Genomic DNA, 22,028 nt, shown 5'->3' on the forward strand with positions numbered 1-22,028 from the left:
TCCCCACCCGGCCCCACCCCCCCCGGGTCCCCCCTTTTTTTTTTCCGCCTCGGGCGGGGTGGGGCGGGCCGCCCTCCACCCCACGCGGGGGGCTACCTCTGCCTGATCCGCAGGAAGGTGACGGAGTTCGCCGGGAAGGTGTACGTGAACCGGTCGGCGACTCCGGTGAAGGTGGACGTGACCGGGGCGACCGCGGTGGACGTCTCGGTGTTCACCGCGTCCGGCGCGGCCGCGAGCGTGGTCACCTTCGCCTTCCTCGACACCTCGGCGCCCCCGAGGTCGATGGCCGTACGGGCCGCCGCCGACTGGGCGTTGACGACCTTGACGATCAGGTCGCCGGTCTTCTTGTCCCTGGTGACGACCTGCCGGAACGGCTCGGCCGGCCTGTCGTCGGTGAAGCTGCCCCACTCCTGCCCGTCGAGGGAGAGGGTGACCTGCCGCCCCCGCACCTTGATGCCGACGTCGTAGGTCCGGCCGGTCTGCACCGACCCCGGCTTGGCGATCAGCGTCGACTTGCCGCCGCCCACGGCCTGCTCGACCGCGGTCTGGGTGTTGTTCCAGCCGCCGATGTTCCACCAGTAGTAGGTGCCGGTGTCCTTGACCCCGAAGGCGACGAGGAAGCCCTCCTTGCCGGATTTCTTGGTGGCCTTCACGTGCAGGTCGTAGTCGTGCCAGGAGGGGTCGCCGGCGGAGACCATGGTGTTCTCGGCGGTGTCCGAGGTCTCGACGTACTGCCCGTCCTGGACGGCCCAGCTGCCGGTGCCGGTGTGGGTCCACTGCGCCGCGTCACCGGAGAAGTCGTCGCTGAGCAGGGTGTTCCCGTCGGCGTCCGTCACCTTCACGTCGTCGTAGGCGGCGCTGGTGTTCCAGGTCGACAGGCCGACGGCGCCGCTGATCGGGGCGAGCAGGGAGGGGGTGCCGGTGGCCGTGGAGGGGACGACCCGGTCGCCGACGTTGTTCATGAAGAGCTTCTGGACCTCGTAGTCGGCCGAGCCCCAGGAGGCGTGGTTGTTGAACCACACCATGTCCGGGCGCCACTGCACGTAGTCCTCGTTGGCGAACAGCGGCGCGTAGGAGGCGAGCTTGACGACGTCCGCGTTGCGTTCGAGGCCGGTCATGTAGGCGGCTTCGGCGAGGCCGTTCTTGAAGGTGTTGCCGCCGGATGCGTACTCGCCGAGGAAGACCTTGGGTCCGCTCCGGTCGTAGGAGTCGTAGCGGTCGTTGTTCTGCAGGAACCACTGCGGGCTGTTGTAGTAGTGCTCGTCGACCATGTCGACCTTGGCGTCCTTGTTGAGCTGCCAGACCGTGTCGAAGGTGGTGCCGGAGTCGTCCGGGCCGGCGTTGGAGATGACCTGCATGTACGGGTACGCGGCCTGGACGGCGGCCCGGAACCGCGTGAAGCGGGCGAAGAAATCGGTCGGCAGGTTCTCCTCGTTGCCGACCTCGATGTGGGTGAGGTGGAAGGGCTTGGGGTGGCCCATCTCGGCGCGTTTCCGGCCCCACTCGCTGGTCACCGGCCCGTTGGCGAACTCGATGAGGTCGAGGGTGTCCTGGATGTGCCGCTTCAGCAGCGCCTCGTCGTCGACGGCCTTGTTCTGGCCGCAGCCGGTGACCAGGGCGGGGACGACGGGCAGCGGCATGGCGCCGATGTCCTCGGCGAAGCGGAAGTACTCGTAGTAGCCGAGGCCGTACGACTGGTTGTAGCCCCAGAAGTTGGCGTTGGTGGCGCGGGTCTCGACCGGGCCGATCGTGTCCTTCCACTGGTAGGACCGCTTGCGCTGGTAGCCGGAGGCCGCGCTGTAGTCCTGCATCGAGCCGGTGTTGACCAGGCAGCCGCCGGGGAAGCGGACGAAGCCCGGGTGCAGGGCGGCGATCTTCTCGGCGAGGTCCTTGCGCAGGCCGTTGGGCTCGTGCCGGTAGGTGTCGCGCGGGAAGAGGGAGACCATGTCGACCGCGGCCGCGTCCGGGGCGGCCACGGTGAGGCGGCCGGCGGAGCTGGTGCGGGTGGCGGTGAAGGTCGCCCTGTACCGGGCCCAGCCGTTCTTCCTGACGGCCACCCGGCGGGCGGTGGCGAGCGTGCCGCCGGAGTCCGCGAGGCTGACGGTGAGGGTCGTACGGCCCTCGGCGCGGGCCCAGACCGAGAAGTCGTACCTCTTGCCGTCCTCGACCCGGATCCCGGTGTTGTAGCCGGAGTTGGTGACGGCCGAACCGGCGGACAGGGCGAGGTAGTGGCGGTTGCGGTCGTCGAGGCGGCCGGAGTCGTCGACGACCTGGGCGGTGCCGGTGACCGTCCAGGCGGTGAGCGGGGTGTACGACTTGTTGTCGTCGGTCGTGTACTCGAAGGACCGGTTCTGGACCAGTTCCGCGTAGAGGCCGCCGTCGGCGGCGCGGTTGATGTCCTCGAAGAAGACGCCGTACATCGTCCTGTCGATCTCGGCGCCCCGGGCCGCGGGGTCGACGGTGATCGCGTAGTCGGTGACGTCCTCGGCGTGTGCGGGGGCCGGGACCAGGCCGGCGGCGAGCAGGAAAGCGCTTGCTCCAAGGCCGAGTCTCAGCCGGGTGCGGTTGGTGCGTGACATGGATACTCCGCGGCTCGTGAAGGAGTTGACCTGGATCGACCAGGCGGAACCAGGTTCATTCAGGTTCGAAATATCGGACAGCGGTCAGCACTTCGAACGGAAAGATAGGTACGGGGCATGAGCGCGTCAATGGGGCGGACGTCGGCCGGCTCCGGAACGGGCGACACGGCGGGCGTAGGGTCGGGGGATGCAGACCCTGCTGCCGTACCTGATCCTGGTCGCCGGACTGGCCGTCACCCTCACGGCTTTCACCTGGCTCGCGGGGTACATCCGGCGGCGGGGCACGGCGGGTGGCGGGCTGAGCGGGGCGCTGGCCGCGTACGAGGAGGCGTTCCGGGCGACCGGCCACGCCTCGCACCACGAGATCCGGCAGCAGGCCGAGCGCAAGGCGCCGACCGGCTCTCCCCGACCGAAGAAGCCATGACCGAAACGATGACCGAAGGCATGACCGTGGATGATTTCTGGCCGGTGGCGGATGTGCTCGCGCATCTGGCCGGGCGGTGGCGTGTCGAGCGGAGCGTGCGGGATCTGGCGAGCGGTGACGAAGGGTGGTTCGAGGGGGCCACGGTGTTCCGCGCACTGGACGGGGGCGGGCTGCTGCACGCGGAGTCGGGGACGTTCACCTGGCAGGGGGTGGCGCGGCCGGCCGAGCGGACGCTCAGGTTCCTGCCGGGGCCGCGGCCCGGGACGGCCGACGTGCGGTTCGCCGACGGGCGCCCCTTCCACGACCTGGACCTGACCTCGGGGCGGTATGTCGCCGACCACCCGTGCGCGGCCGACCTCTACCGGGGCGAGTTCACCGTCCGGGACACCGACCGGTGGCGCACGGTGTGGCGGGTCGGCGGCCCGGCGAAGGACCTGGTCCTGACCACCGACTACGTGCGCGAGGCCTGAGACCGGACGAGCGGATCGGACGTCGGCCCACCCCGTCACATGGGCCCGGCCGGCCACGCGGCGCCGCACCCCGGCCGACCGCAACCCCGGCCGACCGCGCGGTGCGGCCCTCCCGGCGGAGCGCTCAGATGCGTGAGGCCTGCGCCGGCGACACGTCGAACCGCAGGTTCCAGCGGCCTCCGTGGCCCGTCACCGTGGTCGTGGACAGCGGGCGTACGTCGATGTTCCAGTAGGTCGACGGCGGCGCCTTGAGGGCGTAGACGAGTGCGGCGCGGATCACCGAGGGCTCGGCGACGGCGACGATCCTGCCGCCGTCGTCCACCGGGCGGGTGTCGAGCCAGCCGCCGACCCGGGAGATGAACGACAGCAGCGACTCGCCGCCGTGCGGGGTGGCGCGCGGGTCGGAGAGCCAGGCGTCCACCTGGTCCGGCTCCCTGGCCATCGCCTCCCCCAGCGTCAGCCCGCGCCAGCGGCCCATGTCGCAGTCGCGCAGGGCGAGCTGGACCAGCGGGGCGTACCCCAGACCCTCGCCGGTCGCGCGGCTGCGCGGAGTCGGCGAACAGTAGCGCAGCTCGGCCGCCGCGAGCGGTAGCAGGTCGGCGGCGACGCGCTGCACCTCGTCCCAGCCCGCCTGGTCCAGGGGGCGGGCGTCCTCGAAGCGCTCGGCGAGCAGCGGTGAGCTGCGTGCGGCCGCGACGAACGTGACCCGAAGTGACATGCGGCGATGGTGTGACGCTTAAGTGCGCAGGTCAAGGGCTCTTGGTACGTGAATTACGCGAGGTGGGGGAAACGTTACCCAAAGGTCAGGAGGAGTCCGACAAGTCAACCGGAATGTCACTTCGGCGCCTCGTAGTAGAGCGCCATCCACTGGTCCGGGTGTTCGAGCGGGGCAAATCCGAGCTTCCCGTAGACCCCGTGGGCGTCGTGCGTGGCGAGCAGCACACGCCGGATTCCGTACGGCCGCAGGTGCTCGCGGATCGCCCCGACCATCGCCGTGCCGACGCCCTTGCCGCGCACCGACGGGTCGACGTACACGTCGGCGAGCCAGGCGAACAGCGCATGGTCGGTGACCACGCGCGCGTACGCCACCTGCTCCCCGGTGACCGTGTCGTACACCCCGAAGTTGAGGGAGCCCGTCATCGCCCGCCGCTGCTGCTCCAGCGGGCGGCCGGTCGCCCAGTAGGCGTCGGTGGACAGCCAGCGGTGGACGCGTTCGACGTCCACCCGGTCGGTCTCGGCGGAGAACTCGTAGCCCTCGGGGAGGCTGGGTGCGTCGCTCATGGGGGGATCCTCGCCGGTCGGCGGCGCCGGCGTCGACCGGATTTCAGGGTCCGTCAGGGTCCGGGGCGCAGTACCTCGTCGCAGGCCGTCCGCAACCGTCGTACGCCCTCCAGGAGCTCCCCCGTCCCGGCGACCGCCGCGAAGCTCAGGCGGACGTGGGCGGCCGGGGGTTCGGCGCTGAAGTAGGGGCGGCCGGGGGTGACGGCGACGCCCGCGCGCAGGCCGGCGGCGGTCAGGGTCCCGTCGTCGACGCCGTCGGGGAGGCGGAGCCAGAGGTGGTAGCCGCCGGAGGGGATGTGCGGGAGGGCGAGTTCGGGGAGGTGGTGGGCGAGGGCGCCGGTGAGGGCGTCCCGGCGGGTCTTCAACGCGGCCGACAGGGCACGCAGATGGCGGGGCCAGGCCGGGGAACCGACGAGTTCGAGGGCGGCCTCCTGGAGGGGGCGGGGGACGAAGAAGGTGTCGACGATCTGGATGGCGCGCAGGCGTTCGAAGACCGGGCCGCGGGCGGCGAGCGCGGCCACCCGGAAGCTCGGCGAGGTGGCCTTGGTCAGCGAGCCGACGTGGACCACGACTCCGTCGGGGTCGTCGGCGGCGAGCGGGCGGGGCAGCGGGCCCGCGTCGGTGTGGACCAGCCGTCGTACGAAGTCGTCCTCGATCACGAACGCGCCGACCTCACGGGCGATGCGCACCACCTCGGCGCGGCGGTCGGGGGCGAGGACGGCGCCGGTCGGGTTCTGGAAGAGTGGCTGGCAGACGAAGACCCGGGCACCGGTGGCGCGGAACGCGTCGGCGAGGAGGGCGGGCCGCACCCCGTCGGGGTCGACCGGGACCGGGACCGGGCGCAGTCCCGCGGCCCGGGCGATGGCGAGCATGCCGGGGTAGGTGGGGGACTCGACGAGGACCGGGGCGCCGGGCGGGGCGAGCGCGCGCAGGGCGGTGGCGAGGGCGGACTGGCCGCCGTTCGCGATCAGCACCTCGGCGGCGGTGACCGCGCCGCCGATGTCCCGCGCGAACCATTCGCGCAGCTCGGGCAGCCCGTCGAGGGGCGGCCGGGCCCAGGCGCCGGGCCGGCGGCCGGCCCGCGCCAGGGCCGCCGCCATCGCGCGCTCGGGTTCCAGGGAGGCATGGAGGTAGCCGCCGCTGAGTTCCAGCACGCCGGGCGGCGGGGCGGCGAGGCAGACGGTGACCCCGGACGCGTCGACCGTGCGCGGTACGACGTCGAGGGCGCCGTCGGCGCTGAGCGCCACCTCCTGCCAGGAGGTGTCCCCGGTGGGCACGGCCGTGGCACGCGGCCTGGCCTTGAAGGCGCCGGCGCCTGGCCGGGTGACGACCAGCCCCTCCGCGACCAGCTGGGCCAGCGCCCGTGAGACGGTCACCGGGCTCACCCGGAACCGCTCGACGAGCGCCCGGCTGGACGGGAGCTTTCCTCCCGGGGAGTAGCGGTCGAGATCCCGTCGCAGCTGTTCTGCCAGTTCGAGGACACTGCTACGCTCATGCATGAGAGTACAGAGTAGCGCTACCGAGCCGAGTTCGATAGCGGTCGGCACTCCCCCGGCCGCCCCCGCCTCCCACCGCGCCGGCACCCTGCAGGCCGCACTCGGTGTCGTCGCCTTCTCCCTCACCTTCCCGGCCACCGCCTGGGGCCTGGAGGGCTTCGGGCCCTGGGCGCTGGTGGCGGTGCGCAGTGTCCTCGCGGCGGCCCTGGCAGGCGGCTGCCTGCTGTTCCTCCGGGTACGACTGCCCGAGCGCCGGCACTGGGCGGGGCTGGCGGTCGTCGCGGCCGGAGTCGTGCTCGGCTTCCCGATGCTGACCACGCTCGCCCTGGAGACCTCCACCACCTCGCACGCGGCCGTCGTGGTGGGCCTGCTCCCGCTGACCACCGCCCTCTTCTCGGCCCTGCGCACGGGCGTGCGCCCCTCCCGCACCTTCTGGGCGGCGGCCCTCGCCGGCGCGGCGGCCGTGCTGGCGTTCACCGTCGCCCAGAGCGGCGGGGCGCTCACGACCGCCGACGGCTACCTCTTCGCGGCGCTCGTGGTGTGCGCGGCCGGCTACACCGAGGGCGGCCGGCTGGCCCGGATGATGCCGGGCTGGCAGGTCATCGGCTGGGCGCTGGTGTGCTGTCTGCCGCTGACCGTGCCGGCCGCGGTGGTCGCGCTGTCGTACGAACCGGTCGTCTGGAACGCGCACGGCGTGGCCGGTGTGCTGTGGGTGGCGGTGGGCTCGCAGTTCCTCGGCCTGGTGGTCTGGTACCGGGGCATGGCCGCCGTCGGCATTCCGAAGGCCAGCCAGTTGCAGTTGGCGCAGCCGCTGCTCACACTGGTGTGGTCGGTGCTGCTGCTGGGCGAGCACCTCACCGCGGCCGCTCCACTCACGGCCGCCGCCGTGCTCGTGTGCATCGCCGTCACCCAACGATCGCGATCGTGAGGAGGCCCTGGAGATGCGTGCATCCGAGGGCGACCAGCTTGTCCAGCACGGCAGGGTGGTCGGACAGCACGACCAGGTCTCGGAAGTCGTCCAGGTCCTGGGCCCCGAGGGCACTCCGCCCTACCGGGTCCGCTTCGAGGACGGCCACGAGGCCATCATGTCTCCCGGTCCCGACTGCCAGGTCAGGCACCAGGAGACCCACCACCACCAACCATAGGCGCGGCGACGGGGTCGCCGGCCGCGCGCCGGTCAGCTAGGCGGGAGCGCCGGCTGCCGGTAGTGGTCGGCGACCACCCGTGACAGTGCCCCGACCGGATCGGCGGCCACGTCCTGGGCCGCGAAGTACACATGCCCGCCGACCTGCGTGTACCGGTCGGCCAGGGTGAGATGCCGGGACAGCTCGGCCGGGTCCTGCCAGGCCGAGGGCGCGCCGGCGGCCCCGGCCCGGTACAGCGCCTCACCGATGTAGAGCCGGGTCGCGGAACCCTTGGCCACCCCCGCCCACCAGTCGACGACCTTGGCGTAGTCGGCGGCCGCGTTGCCGATCTGCCAGTACACCTGCGGGACGACGTAGTCGATCCAGTTCTTCTGCACCCACTTCCGGGTGTCCGCGTACAGGTCGTCGTACGTCTCCACGCCCGCCTTGGTGTCCGAGCCCCGGGAGTCGGTGGTGGCGTTGCGCCACACCGCGAACGGGCTGATCCCGAACCGGGTGCCGGGCCGGAGCTTCTTGATCCCGGCGGCGGTCTCGGTCACCAGTTTGTCGATGTTGTCCCGGCGCCAGGCCGCCCGGGAGGAGAAGTCGCCGCCGTGGGTGTCGTAGGCGTCGTCGTCGTCGAAGGTCTGGCCGGCCACCGGGTACGGGTAGAAGTAGTCGTCGAAGTGGACGGCGTCCACGGGGTACTTGGCGACCGCGTCCAGGATCGCCTCCTCCACGAAGGCGCGCACGGCCGGGATGCCCGGGTTGTAGTAGAGCTTGCCGCCGTACGGCACCATCCAGTCCGGGTGCTTGCGGGCGGGGTGCGAGGCGACCAGCTTGCCCGGGTCGGTGTGGTTGGCGATCCGGTAGGGGTTGAACCAGGCGTGCAGGTCCAGGCCCCGGGCGTGCGCCTCTTCGACAGCCGCGGCGAGCGGGTCCCAGCCGGGGTTCTTGCCCTGGGTGCCGGTGAGGTACTGGGACCAGGGCTCGTGGGACGAGGGCCAGAACGCGTCGGCGGTGGGCCGCACCTGGAACATCACCGTGTTGAGCCGGTAGTCGACCGCCTTGTCGAAGAGGGCGGTCAGCTCCTTGCGCTGGGCGGAGGCCGACAGCCCGGTCCGCGAGGGCCAGTCGCGGTTGGAGACGGTCGCCAGCCACATGCCCCGCATCTCGGTGGCCGCGCGCCGGGGCCGGGCCGCGGCCGCCACCCCCGATGCCGTCACCCCCGGTGCCGCCAGCGCCAGCGTCGACAGCGTCGCCACCGCAAACGCCCTGCGAGACACTTGTGCCATCGTGACACCCTCTAACTCTCCGGATCCGTACGGTCACGGATCGCCTCCGCGCCACAGGATGCCCGCACCCGCACGATCGATCATCGATACTTACGGGTAACGTGCACGAACGGAGCAGGCACCGGATCCGGAGGTCCTGCCGGCCGCCCGTAGATCAGCGAAGGGGACGATGTGACCGACATCGAGAAGGTCGGAGTCGTGGGCTGCGGCCAGATGGGAGCGGGCATCGCCGAGGTGTGCGCCCGCTCCGGTCTGGACGTGAAGGTCGCCGAGACCACCGGCGAAGCCCTGGAGATCGGCCGTACCCGGCTGTTCAACTCCCTGGCCAAGGCCGCCGAGCGCGGCAAGATCAGCGAGGAGGAGCGGGACGCCACGCTGGCGCGGCTGAGCTTCACCACGGACCTCGGCGAGTTCGCCGACCGCGACCTGGTGGTCGAGGCCGTCGTCGAGAACGAGCAGGTGAAGACGGAGATCTTCCAGGTGCTCGACCAGGTGGTGACCCGCCCCGACGCGATCCTGGCCTCCAACACCTCCTCGATCCCGCTGGTGAAGCTGGCGGTCGCGACCTCCCGTCCCGACCACGTGATCGGCATCCACTTCTTCAACCCGGCCCCGGTGCAGAAGCTGATCGAGCTGATCCCGGCGCTCACCACCTCCGAGGGCACCATCAGCCGCGCCCAGGTCTTCGCCGAGAAGGTGCTCGGCAAGCACGCGATCCGCGCCCAGGACCGCTCCGGCTTCGTGGTCAACGCGCTGCTGGTGCCGTATCTGCTCTCCTCCATCCGGATGTTCGAGTCCGGCATCGCGAGCCGCGAGGACATCGACAACGGCATGGAGATGGGCTGCGCCCACCCGATGGGCCCGCTGAAGCTGTCCGACCTGATCGGCCTGGACACCATCGTCTCCATCGCCAACAGCATGTACGCCGAGTACAAGGAGCCGCTGTACGCCGCTCCCCCGCTGCTCCAGCGCATGGTCGAGGCGGGCCGGCTGGGCCGGAAGACCGGTTCGGGCTTCTACACCTACGGCTGAGCACACCCCCGCTGACTACAGGGAGCGATGCTCCACGGGCCCGGCACCGTCATCGGTGCCGGGCCCGTGTGTTTCACACACCGTGTGCGCCCCGGGCACGCATATGCCCTTCGCACACTCTCCCCACGCGCTCACCAGGCGAGTTCACTCTTCATGCGCATGCAAAGGGATGCGGAACGACATCTTCGACTACGCAAAGGAGTGGACCCGTGGCCACCGAACCAGAGCATCCCGTGGTCCAAGGAGAACTCGCAGAGTTACGTCGCCGCCTCGATGTGGCCTACGCCCAGGTCGAGGGCGGGCTGAACCTGCTCAGCCACCGCACCAAGGAGACGGCCAAGGAACTGGACGACCTGAACACCCGCCTCGCCCTGCTGGAGAACGCCCGCTGGCCCCTGCCCTCGATCGCCGCGCTCACCGCACTGGGCGCCCTCGTCGTCACCGTCTGGCAGGCACTGGCCCACTAGTCGCCGGCAAGGCGCATGTGGTGCAGCAGGAGTAACGCGGCCGCCATGTTGGCGGCCGGGACCTCCCCACGGGCGATCATGTCCGGGACGAGCTTGAGGGGGACCCACTCCCGGCGGTCCGACTCGAAGTCGTCCACGGGGTGTCCGACGTACTCGCCCTCGTCGGACCAGTAGATGTGGTGCCGGGCGTCGGTGAGGCCGTTGGACGGCTCCACGGTCATGAGGTGGTGCAGGGTTCCCGGCCGCCAGCCGGTCTCCTCCTCCAGTTCCCTGGCGGCCGCGACGGCGATGTCCTCCCCGTCCTCGACCACCCCGGCCGGGAGTTCCCACCCCCAGCTGTCGGTGATGAAGCGATGGCGCCACAGGAGCAGGACCTCACCCGCCTCGTTGACCACCGTCGCCACGGCCACGGGCCGCAGCCGTATCAGGAAGTGGTCGAGATGCCGGCCGTCCGGCAGCTCGACATCTGCGAGATTGACGCTGAACCAGCGGTTTTCATACACAGTTTGTTCGTTCAGTTTCGTCCACTGCACGGTTCTGCCACCTTCCGCCGAGTAAGTGGCAATATCGCAGCAGGGACTCCTCAGGCCTACCGTGCGCCTCGCTCGACGGGGGTGTGGTCTACAGCGGTACGCGCAGTGCGCTGTCGATGAGCTCGGCGGCCTCGGCCGTTCCGGCCGAACCGCTGCGCACCAGGTGCTCGCGCACCGCGCGGAGTCTGTCACGCAGCCGCTGGGACTCCATTCCGCGGGCCTGTTCGGCCATCTGCACGGCCGTGGCCACCGCGTTGTCCGCGTTTCCCTGGCGCAGTTCGATGGTGCTGAGCATGGCCAGCCGGTGCACCCGGCCCCGGTCGTGGGCCGGGTTGTCGACGGCGGCCGCGGCATGCTCCCGGGCGGCGGCGAGTTCGCCGAGACTGAGCAGGGCCTCGGCCACCTGCACGTTGACCAGGCCGGGTTGGACATAGCCGGTCTCGTCGGGTTCATAGCCCCGCCGGATGCGTTCGGCGGCCGCCTCCGCCCGCCGGATGCAGGACAGCGCGCTCGTGCCGTCGCCGAGGTGGGCGTACGCCTTGGACTGCATCGCGTAGAGGTCGGAGGCGAGCGCCGGGGTGATGTGCTTGCCGGCGGCGCGCAGCGCGGCCTCCGCGAACGCGACGGCCTGCCGGAACTCCCGCATGAACAGGGCCTGGTTGACAAGGAGTGCGATGACGTAGGCGCCGAGCCCCCGGTCGCCGCTCGCCTTCGCCAGGCGAAGGGCCTGGTGGAAGTAACGCTGCGCGAGGCCGTGGGCGTCGGAGTCGTAGGCGCAGATCCCCACGATGGCGACCAACCCGCCGGTCGCCCGGTGCAGTTGACGCCCCGTGGCGTCCGTGTAGCTGCCGCGCAGCAGCGGTGCCGCCTCGGCGTTGAGGAAGCCGACGACCCGGGTGCGGGTCGCCATGCCGCCGGCCTTGCGGTACATCTGCTCGTAGTGGGCGCGGGCGGCCCGCAGCATCTCCAGGTCGGCCGGGGTGACCCGGTGCCGGCCGCCGCGCGAGACGTCCACGTCCTCAGGGGGGTTCTCCCACTCCCACACCGGCATCACGGCAGGCGTGCCGGTGACGGCGGGGGCGCCGAGTATGTGCGGGCGCTGCTGTTCGTCGGACCGCCACAGGGCGGTGGCCCGTTCGACGAACCCGGAGAGCGAGGTGGTGTGCGGGACGCTGGGCTCGCCGGGCACACCGAGGCCGATGTCGTCGAGGGTGACCGTGCGGTGCAGCCGGGCGGCGAGTACCTCGCAGATCAGGTCGGGCACCTGGCCGCGCGGCCGCTGGCCCTTCAACCAGCGGGCCACGGCGGTGTGTTCGTAGCGGAGCGAGAGTGCACGGGCGCGGCCCGCCTGGTTGACGTGGGCGGCGAGACCGGCGTGCGAGATCCCCGCCTCGTCCAGGATCGCGTCGAGCAGAGAGTTGGGCTGCATGGATGCCCCCCGAGTGGCCTGGTGTCGTCAGCGTAGTGCGTGGGTGTTCACACGGGGTGTGAACGGAGTGCGCGAATCCGCAGCGTACGCGCACTGTTGCGGAGCGTGTCGGACCGGTTGACTGAACTGCCTCGCAAGAGGCCGGCCGGGCCGCCGGCTCCCCCCTCGTACAGTGCGGTGGCCTGGCCGTCGGCTCGGCGGAACGACTAAAGAAGGGGCCGTTGTAGGTAGTTCGTCGGCTGCGGGTCGTATGTGGCTGATCGCGCAGTTCCCCGCGCCCCCGAGGTAAGCCGGTGCTGACGCTCGTTGCGAAGGACCAGGAGCGCGATGTCGTCGGTCGGGCGGCCGTTGGTGTGACGGAGCAGGGCGGTGAAGACCGCGCGGAGGATGGTCTGGGGCGAGACCAGGCGGTCTCGCCCCGCTTTAGTGAGCGCTTCCGGCAGGGAGAAGAAGTGGCCCTGCGGGCTTCTCGCGTCCTCCGCCCCGTCCGTGTAGAGGACGAGCGACTCGCCGTCGAGCAACTGGCCGCAGTCAGTGGCGGCCAGGTCCGTCGGCAGCGGGAAAGGCCCGAGGGGCGGTAGCGGATCGGCCCGTGACAGGGGCTCTACTCGCGCACCGCTCAGCAGGTACGGCCATGGGTGGCCGCAGTTGATCGCCCGGAGCTCGCCGTCTCCCGCGATCTCCAGGAGCAGTACGGTGACGAACTCCTCGGCGACCGGGTTGTCCGGGTCCAGGCCGCTGGCGGGGTGTTCCGCCCTGGCTCGTTCTCGTAGGTGTCTGGCCAGGGCGCGGTCCAGCCGGCCGAGGACGCGGCCCAGTTCGGGCTCGTCGTGGGCGGCCTCGCGGAAGCTGCCGAGGACGGCGGCGACGGTGCCGATGGCGGCGAGTCCGTGGCCGCGTACGTCGCCCATCACGACCCGTACGCCGTGCTCGGTGGCGACGGCCTCGTAGAGGTCGCCTCCGATGGAGGCGCCCCGGTCGGCGGAGAGCTGGGCGGCGGCGATGTTCAGCCCGGCGAGCCGGGGCGGCAGAGGCCGCAGCAGCACGCTCTGCGCGGCGCCGGCGACCTTGCGGGCCTGCCGTAGCTCCCTGAGCAGGGCCCGCCGGACATGGATTATCAGCCCGGTGCCGACCGCGAAGAACACGGCACTGGTGACGATGCGCGCGCCGAGCCCGTTCTGCTCGGCCAGCGGGCATCCGAACTTGTACGAGACCGCGACGGCCCCCCACACCGTGGGCAACCCCAGGGTGAGCGCACAGCGCGAGCGCCGAGAGCTGGTCCGGGGCCGCCTTCTGTGGGGAACCCCAGCCTTGATGCGGATCATGCCGATGGCCCCCAAGTAGGCCCTGACAGAACAGACGGACCGACCCCGAAAGGCCGGTCCGATTCTGTCGACGGCATGCCCCGAAAGGGCCATGTCCGGGTTGGATCTCACCCAAATGAGTGACCAATAACAGGACACCCGCATTTATGCAGGTGGCAGCACCCGCCAACGCCCTGATGGACGCGCCCCTCAAGGGGCACTGGGGGTACCCCCGGCCGAAGGCTGGGGGAGGAACTGCGCGACCAGCCACACACAACCCGCAGCCGACCGACGACAGTCCCCCTACGGCGGCTAGCCTCGCAGCACCGCTCCCGTACGCTCACCGGCAAGGGCGATGGCCGCATCCCGCGCGGCCGACGCCTCGTCCACGGTCAGCGTCCGGTCACCCGCCCGGAACCGCAGCGCGTACGCCAGCGACTTCTTCCCGTCGCCGAGCTGCTCGTCGTTGACATACACGTCGAACAGCCGGATGCCTTCGAGCAGTTCACCCGCGCCGTCGCGCAGTGCGGCCTCGACCTCGGCGGCCGGTACCGGCTTGTCCACCACGAGGGCGACATCCTGCGTGGCCACCGGGAACGCCGAGATGCTCGGCGCCTGCGGCGTGCCGTCGCCGGCCTGCTCCAGCGCGTCCAGGTTCAGCTCCATCGCACAGGTGCGCGCGGGCAGGCCCAGCGCCTTGAGCACCCGCGGGTGCAGCTCACCGGCGTGGCCCACGACCCGCTCGGTGCCGTCGGCGACGACCACCAGCTCGGCGCACCGGCCGGGGTGCCACGGCCCGTACTGGCCGGACCGCACGATCAGCTCGGCGCCGGCCTCACGGGCGACCGCGCGCCCCGCCTCGACCGCGTCGGCCCAGTCGGCCGGACGGCCCTTGCCCCACCAGCCGGCCTGCTCGCGGGCGCCCGCGAGGACGGCGGCCACGTGCCGGGGCTGCTCGGGCAGCACGGCGTTCAGCGCGGCGAGTTCCTCGTCGGTCGGGCGGCGGTCGACCGGCGGATGACCGGCGACGCGCTGCTCCTCGCGCGGCAGGAAGACCAGGCCGGTCTCGAACAGCGCCAGGTCGTGGGCGCCCCGCCCGTCGTTGCGGCGCAGTGCCCCGAGCAGACCCGGCAGCAGCGAGGTGCGCAGCGCGGGCTCCTCGTCGTTGAGCGGGTTGGTCAGCCGGACGGCACGGCGGGCCGGGTCGTCGGCGGCCAGGCCCAGCTGGTCGAAGACCTGCTCGCTGACGAACGGGTAGTTCGGCGCCTCGACGTAACCGGCGCCGGCCAGCGCGCGGCCCACCCGGCGGTGCAGCCGCTGACGGTAGGTCAGACCCCGGCCGGACGGCGGCTTGGGCAGCGTGGAGGGCAGGTTCTCGTAGCCCTCCAGACGGATGACCTCTTCGGCCAGGTCGTTCTGTTCGAGCAGGTCGGGCCGCCAGGACGGCACGGTGACGAGCAGTTCGTCCTGCCCGTAGACGTCGCAGCCGACCTCCTGGAGGCGGCGGACGACGATCTCCCGGCCGTACTCGACACCCGCGACCTTGTCGGGGTGGTCCGCCGCGACCGTGATGGTGTGCGGCGCGGACGGCGCGATGGCCTCGGTGACGCCGGCCTCGGCGGTGCCGCCGGCGAGCAGCACCAGCAGGTCGACCGTGCGCTGCGCGGCTGCGGCCGCGGCCTGCGGGTCGACCCCGCGCTCGAAGCGGCGGGAGGCCTCGGAGGACAGCTTGTGACGGCGGGCCGTGCGGGCGATCGCGACGGCGTCGAAGTGGGCCGCCTCGATGACCACGTCGGAGGTGGCGTTCTCGGTGTCCTCGTGGTCGGCGATCTCGGTGTTGGCGCCGCCCATGACGCCCGCGAGGCCGATCGGGCCGCGGTCGTCGGTGATCACCAGGTCCTCGGCGTGCAGCTTCCGCTCGACGCCGTCGAGGGTGACGATCTTCTCGCCCTCGGCCGCGCGGCGGACGCCGATGGTGCCCTGGACCAGGTTGCGGTCGTAGGCGTGCAGCGGCTGGCCGAGCTCCATCATCACGTAGTTGGTGACGTCGACGGCGAGCGAGATCGGGCGCATGCCGACCTTCTGGAGCCGACGCTGGAGCCAGATCGGGGAGCGGGCCTCGGGGCTCAGCCCGGTGACGGTGCGCGCGGTGAAGCGGTCGCAGCCGAGCGGGTCGGAGACCTGGACCGGGTAGCCGAAGGCGTTCGGTCCGGGCACGTCCAGGAGCGCGGGGTCGCGCAGCGGCAGGCCGTAGGCGATGGCGGTCTCGCGGGCCACGCCGCGGATGGACAGGCAGTCGCCGCGGTTGGCGGTGACGGCGATGTCCAGGACCTCGTCGACCAGTTCGAGGAGCTCGATGGCGTCCTTGCCGACCTCGGTCTCCGGCGGCAGCACGATGATGCCGTGGGTGCCGTCGGAGCCCATGCCCAGCTCGTCGCTGGAGCAGATCATGCCGTGGGAGGTCTTGCCGTACGTCTCGCGGGCGGCGATCGCGAACCCGCCGGGCAGGACCGCGCCCGGCAGCACGACGACGACCTTGTCGCCGACGGCGAAGTTACGGGCGCCGCAGACGATCTCCTGCGGCTCCCCGGTGCCGTTGGCGGTGCCGACGTCGACCGTGCAGAAGCGGATCGGCTTCTTGAAGCCCTCCAGCTCCTCGATCGTCAGCACCCGGCCGACGACCAGCGGGCCCTTGAGGCCGTCGCCGAGCTGCTCGACGGTCTCGACCTCCAGACCGGCCGAAATCAGCTGGGCCTGCACATCGCGGCCGGTCTCGGTGGCCGGCAGGTCGACGTACTCCCGCAGCCAGGAAAGCGGGACCCGCATCAGATCTCCATCCCGAACGGCCGGGTGAACCGGACGTCACCCTCGACCATGTCTCGCATGTCCTCGACGTTGTGGCGGAACATCAGCATCCGCTCGATGCCGAACCCGAAGGCGAAGCCGCTGTACTTCTCCGGGTCGACGCCGCAGGCGATGAGCACCCGCGGGTTGACCATGCCGCAGCCGCCCAGCTCGATCCAGCCCTCGGAGGAGCAGGTACGGCAGGGGCGGTCGGGGTTGCCGACGGACTCGCCCTTGCAGACGTAGCACAGCATGTCCATCTCGGCGCTGGGCTCGGTGAAGGGGAAGAAGTTCGGCCGCAGCCGGGTCTCCATGCCCTCGCCGAACAGCGACTGGACCATGTGGTCCAGGGTGCCCTTGAGGTCGGACATGGTCAGGCCCTCGTCGACGGCGAGCAGCTCCACCTGGTGGAAGACCGGGGTGTGGGTGGCGTCCAGCTCGTCGGTGCGGTAGACGCGGCCCGGACAGATCACGTAGACCGGCGGCTCGCGGTCGAGCAGCGAGCGGATCTGGACCGGCGAGGTGTGGGTGCGCAGTACGGCACCGGACTCGGTGCCGCCGTTGGGGCCCTGCACGAAGAAGGTGTCCGCCTCGCCGCGCGCCGGGTGGTCCGGGCCGATGTTGAGGGCGTCGAAGTTGAACCACTCGGCCTCGACCTGCGGGCCCTCGGCGACCTCGTAGCCCATGGCCACGAAGATGTCCTCGATACGCTCCGAGAACGTGGTCAGCGGGTGCCGGGCACCGGCCGGGACGCGGTCGTAGGGCAGCGTGACGTCCACCGCCTCCTCGACCAGCACCCGGGCGTCACGCTCGGCCTCCAGTTCCTCCTGGCGGCCGGCGAGGGCCTTGTTCACGGCGCCGCGGGCCTGGCCGACCAGCTTTCCGGCGGCGGCCTTGGCGTGCGGGGGCAGGGCGCCGATCTCGCGGTTGGCGAGCGCCAGCGGGGAGGTGCCCCCGGTGTGGGCGACCTTGGCCTCCTGGAGCGCGTCGAGGGAGTCCGCGGCGGCGAAGGCGGCGAGCGCCTCGTCCCGCATGCGCTCGATCTCTTCCGGTTTCAACGCCTCGACCTCGACAGGGTCGTACGACTTATTGGGTGCCGACATCTCTTCCCGTACTTCCGATTGGCTGGCGGTGGTCCCCGAGACCGTTGGTGGGCCGTGTGAAGGACACAAAGGTGCCAAAGGCCGAGTCTAACGGGGTGGAGGAATGCGAAGCGCCCGCGGGCGGCTCAGGCGGTCTCCGTGATCACGGACGGTGTCTGTGATCTCAGGTGAGATACGCCGGTGCGCTCACGGGCAACGTAAATCGGAACTCGGCGCCGCCGCTCGCGGCGCGTCCGACGGTGATGGTGCCGCCGTGGGCCTCGACGATGCCCTTGACGATGTACAGCCCGAGGCCGGTGCCACCGCGCTTGCTGCCCCGCCAGAAGCGGGTGAAGACGCGGTTCATGGACTCCTCCGGGATGCCTGGTCCCTCGTCGCTCACGGTGACCGACGTGGCCGTGTTGTCTGGGTCTTCCCCTTCGCGTGGGGACGCCGAGGGCGTGACGTCAATGGTGACGGTTCCCTCGCCGTGCCGCACGGCATTTTCGATGAGGTTGCTGAGGACCTGGTCGACCTTGTCGGGGTCCGCCCACAGCGCGGGCAGCGGCTGCTCGATGCGGAGCAGGAAGCGGTCGGCGGGCTGCCCGGCGGCGACGTACGCCTGGATGTGCCGCCCGACGGCCGCGCCTATGTCGACGGGCTGCCGGCGCAGTTCAAGGCGTCCGCTGTCGATCCTGGAGATGTCCAGCAGCTCGGCGATGAGCCGGGTGACCCGGTCGGCGTCCGCGTCGACCGTCTCCAGCATCAGCCGCTTCTGGTCGTCGGTGAACCGTTCCCATTTGGCGAGCAGGGTGGCGGTGAACCCCTTGACGGAGGTCAGCGGGGAGCGCAGCTCATGGGCGACGGTGGCGATCAGCTCGGCGTGACTGCGTTCGGTACGGCGGCGGGCCTCGGTGTCCCGCAGGGACACCACGACCCGGCGGACCGGCCCGGTGGGCTCGGACCGCACGTAGGTGGCGGACACCAGCACCTCCCGGCCGCCGGGGAGCAGGAGGTTCCGCTCCGGCTGGCCGACCCGGATGGCGAGGCCGCCGTAGGGATCGGTGAGCTGCCACCAGCGCCTGCCCTCCAGGTCCTCTAACGGCAGGGCCTTCTCCAGCCGCTGCCCGAGGGCGTCGGCGGGGGCGGTGGCGGTGATCCGGGCGGCGGCGGCGTTGAAGCGGACGACGATGCCGTGCTCGTCGGCGACCACCAGGCCGTCGGGCAGTTCGTCGGGGTCGATGCCGAGCCCGGTGAGGTCGCCGTGCCGGGGTGCGGGTACGCGTCCGGTGCCGCGGCCGCCCGGCGCGTTGCTGGTGCCGACACTCATCCCCGTACTCCACCTCTCAGACGGCGCAGCAGGCCCCCGAGCTGGTCACCCTACTAGCTCTCGGTGACGGAACGGCACCCTCCGGAGGCACGCTGTGCACGGGCCGTTGCGTAGAGACATACGGCGGCGGCGGTGGCGAGGTTCAGGCTTTCGGCTTTCCCGTGGATCGGAACGCGTACGACGGCGTCCGCCAGCGCGCGGGTCTCCTCCGGGAGCCCCCAGGCCTCGTTCCCGAACACCCAGGCCGTGGGCCCGCCCATGGTGCCCTTGTCGAGCTCGTCGTCGAGGTCGTCGGTCCCGGCGCCGTCGGCGGCGAGGATCCGCACGCCGACGCCCTTCAGCCCGGCGACGGCCTGCTCGACGGGCACGCCGACGGCGACGGGCAGATGGAAGTGCGACCCGACGGAGGCGCGCACGGCCTTGGGGTTGTACAGGTCGACGGAGGCATCGGTCAGTACGACGGCCTCGGCACCGGCGGCGTCGGCACACCGCAGCACGGTCCCGGCGTTGCCGGGGTCGCGGACGTTGGCGAGGACGGCGACGAGCTTGGGGCGGGCGGCGAGGATGTCCTCGAACGGGGTGTCCAGGAACCGGCAGACACCGACCAGCCCCTGCGGGGTGACGGTGGTGGAGATGTCGGCGATGACCTCTTCGGAGGCGAGGTGGATCCGGGCGCCGACGTCACGGGCCGCCCCGACGATGTCCGCGTACCGCTCCGCGGCCTCGACGGTCGCGAACAGCTCGACGAGTGTCGGCAGATCACCGACCCGATGCCCCGCCGCCTCCCGCACGGCCTGCGGCCCCTCGGCGAGGAACAGCCGGTCCTTCCCCCGGAAGTTCCGCTTCTCAAGCCGCCGGGCGGCGGCGACACGCGCGGAACGGGGGGAGATCAGCTCGGGGCTGGGCATGTGCTGGTCACTTTCAAAGAGACGCATCGAGAAGCGCCCCCGAAGGGGCGCGGGGAACTGCGCGACCAGCCCCCACCAGGCCGCGGCCAAACACAAAGCCGTGGACCCCAACAACAGGACCCGCAAGCCCTAAAGCCTGCGGGTCCTCAAGTCACGTCGGCCAGGGCCAGCGCCAGCGTCACGCGGCCTTCGGCGCGTTGACGTCCGCCGGCAGCGCCTTCTGCGCGACCTCGACGAGCGCGGCGAACGCGCCGGCGTCGTTGACCGCCAGCTCGGCCAGGATCTTGCGGTCGACCTCGACGTTCGCGGCCTTCAGACCCTGGATGAAGCGGTTGTACGTGATGCCGTTGGCGCGGGCAGCGGCGTTGATGCGCTGGATCCACAGCTGACGGAAGTCGCCCTTGCGCTTCTTGCGGTCGTTGTAGTTGTAGACCAGCGAGTGGGTGACCTGCTCCTTGGCCTTGCGGTACAGGCGCGAACGCTGACCGCGGTAGCCGGAGGCCGCCTCGAGGATCGCCCGGCGCTTCTTGTGGGCGTTGACTGCCCGCTTGACGCGTGCCACTTGTTAACTCCTTGTAGCGGGGCCGCGGTTGGACTCACGCGGCCCGGAAACGACTGGGTCCCGGATCTGACTTCAGGGCGCCGGCCGGCGCCCGCGCGTCACTTGCCGAGAAGCTTCTTGATCTTCGCGGTGTCGCCCGGGGCCATCTGCGCGGTGCCGGTGAGGCGGCGCGTCACGCGGGACGACTTGTGCTCGAGCAGGTGGCGCTTGCCGGCGCGCTCACGCAGGACCTTGCCGGAGCCGGTCACCTTGAAGCGCTTGCTGGCACCGCTGTGCGTCTTGTTCTTCGGCATAGCGCCGTTATCTCCTCGTCGATGGCGCTCCGGTGCCCGGTCGCGAAACCGGGCACAGTGGAACGTCGCTCTTGTATCGGTTACATCCTGAGGCTTTCGCCCCTGGGTGCTGACCTGGGGCGGTTGCCCCGGGATCACGCCTCGGCAGGCTCCTCGGCGGGCGCCTCGGCCTCGATCTCGGCGTCGGCATCCAGCTCGGCGGCGTTCTGCGACTTGCCGGGGTTGGCCTTCGCTTCGGCCTTGCGGGCTTCCTGCGCCTGCCGGGCCTCGGCCATCGCCTCGGTCTTCTTCTTGTGCGGACCGAGAACCATGATCATGTTCCGGCCGTCCTGCTTCGGGTTCGACTCCACGAAACCGAGGTCCTGGACGTCCTCCGCGAGACGCTGCAGCAGTCGGTAGCCCAGCTCGGGCCGGGACTGCTCGCGACCACGGAACATGATCGTGATCTTGACCTTGTCGCCCTGCTTGAGGAACCGTACGACGTGACCCTTCTTGGTGTCATAGTCGTGCGGGTCGATCTTCGGCCGGAGCTTCATTTCCTTGATGACCGTGTGCGCCTGGTTCTTGCGCGCCTCACGGGCCTTCATGGCCGACTCGTACTTGAACTTGCCGTAGTCCATGAGCTTGCAGACCGGCGGGCGTGCGCTCGCCGCCACCTCGACCAGGTCGAGGTCGTACTCCTGCGCAAGCTCCAGTGCCTTGGCCAGGGGGACGATGCCCACCTGCTCGCCACTGGGACCGACAAGTCGCACCTCGGGAACGCGAATCCGGTCGTTGATGCGGGGCTCGGTGCTGATGGATCCTCCTCGGTAGCACCACGCGACGGTCTGGCGGACAGCCGCGTAACGTCTCTTCTCGTAAGACCTAACCGCACCGAAGCACAAAAAATGCCCCGGACGATCACAGGCAGGGCTCCTCGAACTACCGGAGCACCGCCGCGGGGATCGCGGGGCGCACTATCGGACGGAACGCCGTCGCCATAGCGGCGAAGCGACCGTCTGACCGGTGACCCGCCGCCCGGCAGGGCGGTCAGGTGGGAGTTCGAAGCCTCCACTTGTGGGCCGGGTCGGTGAGCCGTGAGGCATACCTGTTCGGCCGGTCGTCACACAAGGTTAGCAGCAAAGCCGAGAGAGGACCAATTGGGGCGTCCTGGGGCCTGGTCGGAGCCCTGCGCCCGCTGCGCCTATCGTGTGCGTCATGAGTGAAACGCCCCTTCCTGGCACCGGTGACGCCGGTCAGCCCGACTTCGACGAGATGACCCGCGACATCGCCGAGGTCCCCGCGGTCGAGGTGATCGTGACGGTCGCCGTCAACCTGATGAGCGCCGCGGCCGTGAAGCTCGGCCTCACCGAGGAGGGCGACAAGTACAAGGACCTGGACGAGGCCCGCAAGCTGGTCACCGCCCTCGCCGGGCTGCTCGACGCGTCCGCGACCGAGATCAGCTCCTTCCACGCGGCCCCGCTACGGGACGGCCTGAAGTCGCTCCAACTGGCCTTCCGCGAGGCCTCGATCGTCCCCGACGAGCCCGGACAGGGCCCCGGCGAGAAGTACACCGGCCCGGTCTACGGCTGACGG

Annotated in this window: 22 protein-coding genes; 7 read left to right on the forward strand and 15 right to left on the reverse strand. The window is 71.0% G+C overall.

Features of this window, described 5'->3' with window-relative positions; all coding sequences use genetic code 11:
* Positions 1 to 92: 92 nt before the first annotated feature.
* Positions 93 to 2,579, reverse strand: coding sequence for an alpha-L-arabinofuranosidase C-terminal domain-containing protein (locus ACFWXC_RS18210; protein ID WP_384479786.1), 2,487 nt, complete (start codon positions 2,577 to 2,579; stop codon positions 93 to 95).
* A 187-nt stretch (positions 2,580 to 2,766) separates the two neighbouring features.
* On the opposite strand from ACFWXC_RS18210, the gene ACFWXC_RS18215 reads away from it, so the two are divergent.
* The gene (locus ACFWXC_RS18215; protein ID WP_384479788.1) at positions 2,767 to 3,003 is read left to right on the forward strand and encodes a hypothetical protein; all 237 of its coding nucleotides are present in this window, start codon (positions 2,767 to 2,769) and stop codon (positions 3,001 to 3,003) included.
* Positions 3,004 to 3,029: 26 nt separating this feature from the next.
* The gene (locus ACFWXC_RS18220; protein WP_384480026.1) at positions 3,030 to 3,473 is read left to right on the forward strand and encodes a DUF6314 family protein; all 444 of its coding nucleotides are present in this window, start codon (positions 3,030 to 3,032) and stop codon (positions 3,471 to 3,473) included.
* A gap of 124 nt (positions 3,474 to 3,597) precedes the next feature.
* Here ACFWXC_RS18220 and ACFWXC_RS18225 read toward each other — a convergent pair whose 3' ends face one another.
* The 3 genes from ACFWXC_RS18225 to ACFWXC_RS18235 form a co-directional block, all read right to left on the reverse strand.
* The gene (locus ACFWXC_RS18225; protein ID WP_384479789.1) at positions 3,598 to 4,191 is read right to left on the reverse strand and encodes a histidine phosphatase family protein; all 594 of its coding nucleotides are present in this window, start codon (positions 4,189 to 4,191) and stop codon (positions 3,598 to 3,600) included.
* A gap of 116 nt (positions 4,192 to 4,307) precedes the next feature.
* The gene (locus tag ACFWXC_RS18230) at positions 4,308 to 4,754 is read right to left on the reverse strand and encodes a GNAT family N-acetyltransferase (RefSeq protein WP_384479791.1); all 447 of its coding nucleotides are present in this window, start codon (positions 4,752 to 4,754) and stop codon (positions 4,308 to 4,310) included.
* 53 nt (positions 4,755 to 4,807) lie between these two features.
* Positions 4,808 to 6,253, reverse strand: a complete 1,446-nt coding sequence (locus tag ACFWXC_RS18235; RefSeq protein ID WP_384479793.1) for a PLP-dependent aminotransferase family protein — start codon at positions 6,251 to 6,253, stop codon at positions 4,808 to 4,810.
* Between ACFWXC_RS18235 and ACFWXC_RS18240 the strand changes: the two genes are divergently transcribed.
* Both ACFWXC_RS18240 and ACFWXC_RS18245 read left to right on the forward strand, forming a co-directional pair.
* Positions 6,252 to 7,178: a DMT family transporter gene (locus ACFWXC_RS18240; RefSeq protein ID WP_384479795.1), complete on the forward strand. Its 927-nt coding sequence runs from the start codon at positions 6,252 to 6,254 to the stop codon at positions 7,176 to 7,178. The two genes, ACFWXC_RS18235 and ACFWXC_RS18240, sit on opposite strands and share 2 nt — an antisense overlap.
* Positions 7,179 to 7,191: 13 nt before the next feature.
* Positions 7,192 to 7,395 carry a DUF1918 domain-containing protein gene (locus tag ACFWXC_RS18245; protein ID WP_384479797.1) on the forward strand — a complete coding sequence of 68 codons (204 nt, stop codon included), beginning with the start codon at positions 7,192 to 7,194 and terminating at the stop codon, positions 7,393 to 7,395.
* A gap of 32 nt (positions 7,396 to 7,427) precedes the next feature.
* Here ACFWXC_RS18245 and ACFWXC_RS18250 read toward each other — a convergent pair whose 3' ends face one another.
* Entirely contained in the window at positions 7,428 to 8,669 is a 1,242-nt protein-coding gene (locus tag ACFWXC_RS18250) for a glycoside hydrolase family 10 protein (RefSeq protein ID WP_384479799.1), read from the reverse strand.
* 171 nt (positions 8,670 to 8,840) lie between these two features.
* Between ACFWXC_RS18250 and ACFWXC_RS18255 the strand changes: the two genes are divergently transcribed.
* Together ACFWXC_RS18255 and ACFWXC_RS18260 are read left to right on the forward strand one after the other, a co-directional pair.
* A complete protein-coding gene (locus ACFWXC_RS18255) occupies positions 8,841 to 9,701 on the forward strand; it encodes a 3-hydroxybutyryl-CoA dehydrogenase (RefSeq protein ID WP_384479801.1) in 861 nt (286 codons plus the stop codon).
* 209 nt (positions 9,702 to 9,910) lie between these two features.
* Positions 9,911 to 10,168, forward strand: a complete 258-nt coding sequence (locus tag ACFWXC_RS18260) for a hypothetical protein (RefSeq protein WP_360490172.1) — start codon at positions 9,911 to 9,913, stop codon at positions 10,166 to 10,168.
* Here ACFWXC_RS18260 and ACFWXC_RS18265 read toward each other — a convergent pair.
* The 10 genes from ACFWXC_RS18265 to infC all read right to left on the reverse strand — a co-directional run bounded on the left by ACFWXC_RS18265 (position 10,165) and on the right by infC (position 21,250).
* A complete protein-coding gene (locus ACFWXC_RS18265) occupies positions 10,165 to 10,701 on the reverse strand; it encodes an NUDIX hydrolase (protein ID WP_351735842.1) in 537 nt (178 codons plus the stop codon). The genes ACFWXC_RS18260 and ACFWXC_RS18265 overlap by 4 nt on opposite strands.
* 88 nt (positions 10,702 to 10,789) lie before the next feature.
* Positions 10,790 to 12,130 carry a transcriptional regulator gene (locus ACFWXC_RS18270; RefSeq protein WP_384479804.1) on the reverse strand — a complete coding sequence of 447 codons (1,341 nt, stop codon included), beginning with the start codon at positions 12,128 to 12,130 and terminating at the stop codon, positions 10,790 to 10,792.
* A gap of 206 nt (positions 12,131 to 12,336) precedes the next feature.
* Complete coding sequence (locus ACFWXC_RS18275) at positions 12,337 to 13,455, reverse strand: PP2C family protein-serine/threonine phosphatase (protein ID WP_384479806.1); 1,119 nt, start codon at positions 13,453 to 13,455, stop codon at positions 12,337 to 12,339.
* A gap of 291 nt (positions 13,456 to 13,746) precedes the next feature.
* Complete coding sequence (gene pheT, locus ACFWXC_RS18280) at positions 13,747 to 16,260, reverse strand: phenylalanine--tRNA ligase subunit beta (protein ID WP_384479808.1); 2,514 nt, start codon at positions 16,258 to 16,260, stop codon at positions 13,747 to 13,749.
* Positions 16,260 to 17,381, reverse strand: a complete 1,122-nt coding sequence (pheS, locus tag ACFWXC_RS18285; protein ID WP_384479810.1) for a phenylalanine--tRNA ligase subunit alpha — start codon at positions 17,379 to 17,381, stop codon at positions 16,260 to 16,262. The genes pheT and pheS overlap by 1 nt, the downstream gene beginning before the upstream one ends.
* A 163-nt stretch (positions 17,382 to 17,544) precedes the next feature.
* Positions 17,545 to 18,690, reverse strand: a complete 1,146-nt coding sequence (locus ACFWXC_RS18290) for an ATP-binding protein (protein ID WP_384479812.1) — start codon at positions 18,688 to 18,690, stop codon at positions 17,545 to 17,547.
* Between the two features lie 53 nt (positions 18,691 to 18,743).
* Positions 18,744 to 19,598: a TrmH family RNA methyltransferase gene (locus ACFWXC_RS18295; protein ID WP_384479814.1), complete on the reverse strand. Its 855-nt coding sequence runs from the start codon at positions 19,596 to 19,598 to the stop codon at positions 18,744 to 18,746.
* Between the two features lie 178 nt (positions 19,599 to 19,776).
* Positions 19,777 to 20,160: a 50S ribosomal protein L20 gene (gene rplT / locus ACFWXC_RS18300; RefSeq protein WP_018549117.1), complete on the reverse strand. Its 384-nt coding sequence runs from the start codon at positions 20,158 to 20,160 to the stop codon at positions 19,777 to 19,779.
* A gap of 98 nt (positions 20,161 to 20,258) precedes the next feature.
* Complete coding sequence (rpmI, locus tag ACFWXC_RS18305; protein WP_384479816.1) at positions 20,259 to 20,453, reverse strand: 50S ribosomal protein L35; 195 nt, start codon at positions 20,451 to 20,453, stop codon at positions 20,259 to 20,261.
* Positions 20,454 to 20,587: 134 nt separating this feature from the next.
* On the reverse strand, positions 20,588 to 21,250 hold the full coding sequence (gene infC / locus ACFWXC_RS18310) for a translation initiation factor IF-3 (RefSeq protein ID WP_384480028.1): 663 nt from the start codon (positions 21,248 to 21,250) through the stop codon (positions 20,588 to 20,590).
* 400 nt (positions 21,251 to 21,650) lie between these two features.
* On the opposite strand from infC, the gene ACFWXC_RS18315 reads away from it, so the two are divergent.
* Positions 21,651 to 22,025 carry a DUF1844 domain-containing protein gene (locus tag ACFWXC_RS18315; RefSeq protein WP_351700433.1) on the forward strand — a complete coding sequence of 125 codons (375 nt, stop codon included), beginning with the start codon at positions 21,651 to 21,653 and terminating at the stop codon, positions 22,023 to 22,025.
* Positions 22,026 to 22,028 lie beyond the last annotated feature (3 nt).

It is taken from the genome of Streptomyces sp. NPDC058683 (assembly GCF_042716195.1).
Taxonomy (GTDB): Bacteria; Actinomycetota; Actinomycetes; order Streptomycetales; family Streptomycetaceae; genus Streptomyces.

Bases quoted from the DNA above. Each gene is read 5' to 3' on its own strand.
- pheT (WP_384479808.1), bottom strand. From the start codon at position 16,260: ATGCGGGTCCCGCTTTCCTGGCTGCGGGAGTACGTCGACCTGCCGGCC.
- ACFWXC_RS18290 (WP_384479812.1), bottom strand. From the start codon at position 18,690: ATGAGTGTCGGCACCAGCAACGCGCCGGGCGGCCGCGGCACCGGACGC.
- ACFWXC_RS18295 (WP_384479814.1), bottom strand. From the start codon at position 19,598: ATGCCCAGCCCCGAGCTGATCTCCCCCCGTTCCGCGCGTGTCGCCGCC.
- ACFWXC_RS18230 (WP_384479791.1), bottom strand. From the start codon at position 4,754: ATGAGCGACGCACCCAGCCTCCCCGAGGGCTACGAGTTCTCCGCCGAG.
- ACFWXC_RS18235 (WP_384479793.1), bottom strand. From the start codon at position 6,253: ATGCATGAGCGTAGCAGTGTCCTCGAACTGGCAGAACAGCTGCGACGG.
- ACFWXC_RS18250 (WP_384479799.1), bottom strand. From the start codon at position 8,669: ATGGCACAAGTGTCTCGCAGGGCGTTTGCGGTGGCGACGCTGTCGACG.
- ACFWXC_RS18210 (WP_384479786.1), bottom strand. From the start codon at position 2,579: ATGTCACGCACCAACCGCACCCGGCTGAGACTCGGCCTTGGAGCAAGC.
- ACFWXC_RS18215 (WP_384479788.1), top strand. From the start codon at position 2,767: ATGCAGACCCTGCTGCCGTACCTGATCCTGGTCGCCGGACTGGCCGTC.
- ACFWXC_RS18245 (WP_384479797.1), top strand. From the start codon at position 7,192: ATGCGTGCATCCGAGGGCGACCAGCTTGTCCAGCACGGCAGGGTGGTC.
- ACFWXC_RS18225 (WP_384479789.1), bottom strand. From the start codon at position 4,191: ATGTCACTTCGGGTCACGTTCGTCGCGGCCGCACGCAGCTCACCGCTG.
- ACFWXC_RS18315 (WP_351700433.1), top strand. From the start codon at position 21,651: ATGAGTGAAACGCCCCTTCCTGGCACCGGTGACGCCGGTCAGCCCGAC.
- pheS (WP_384479810.1), bottom strand. From the start codon at position 17,381: ATGTCGGCACCCAATAAGTCGTACGACCCTGTCGAGGTCGAGGCGTTG.
- ACFWXC_RS18270 (WP_384479804.1), bottom strand. From the start codon at position 12,130: ATGCAGCCCAACTCTCTGCTCGACGCGATCCTGGACGAGGCGGGGATC.
- rpmI (WP_384479816.1), bottom strand. From the start codon at position 20,453: ATGCCGAAGAACAAGACGCACAGCGGTGCCAGCAAGCGCTTCAAGGTG.
- ACFWXC_RS18240 (WP_384479795.1), top strand. From the start codon at position 6,252: ATGAGAGTACAGAGTAGCGCTACCGAGCCGAGTTCGATAGCGGTCGGC.
- ACFWXC_RS18275 (WP_384479806.1), bottom strand. From the start codon at position 13,455: ATGATCCGCATCAAGGCTGGGGTTCCCCACAGAAGGCGGCCCCGGACC.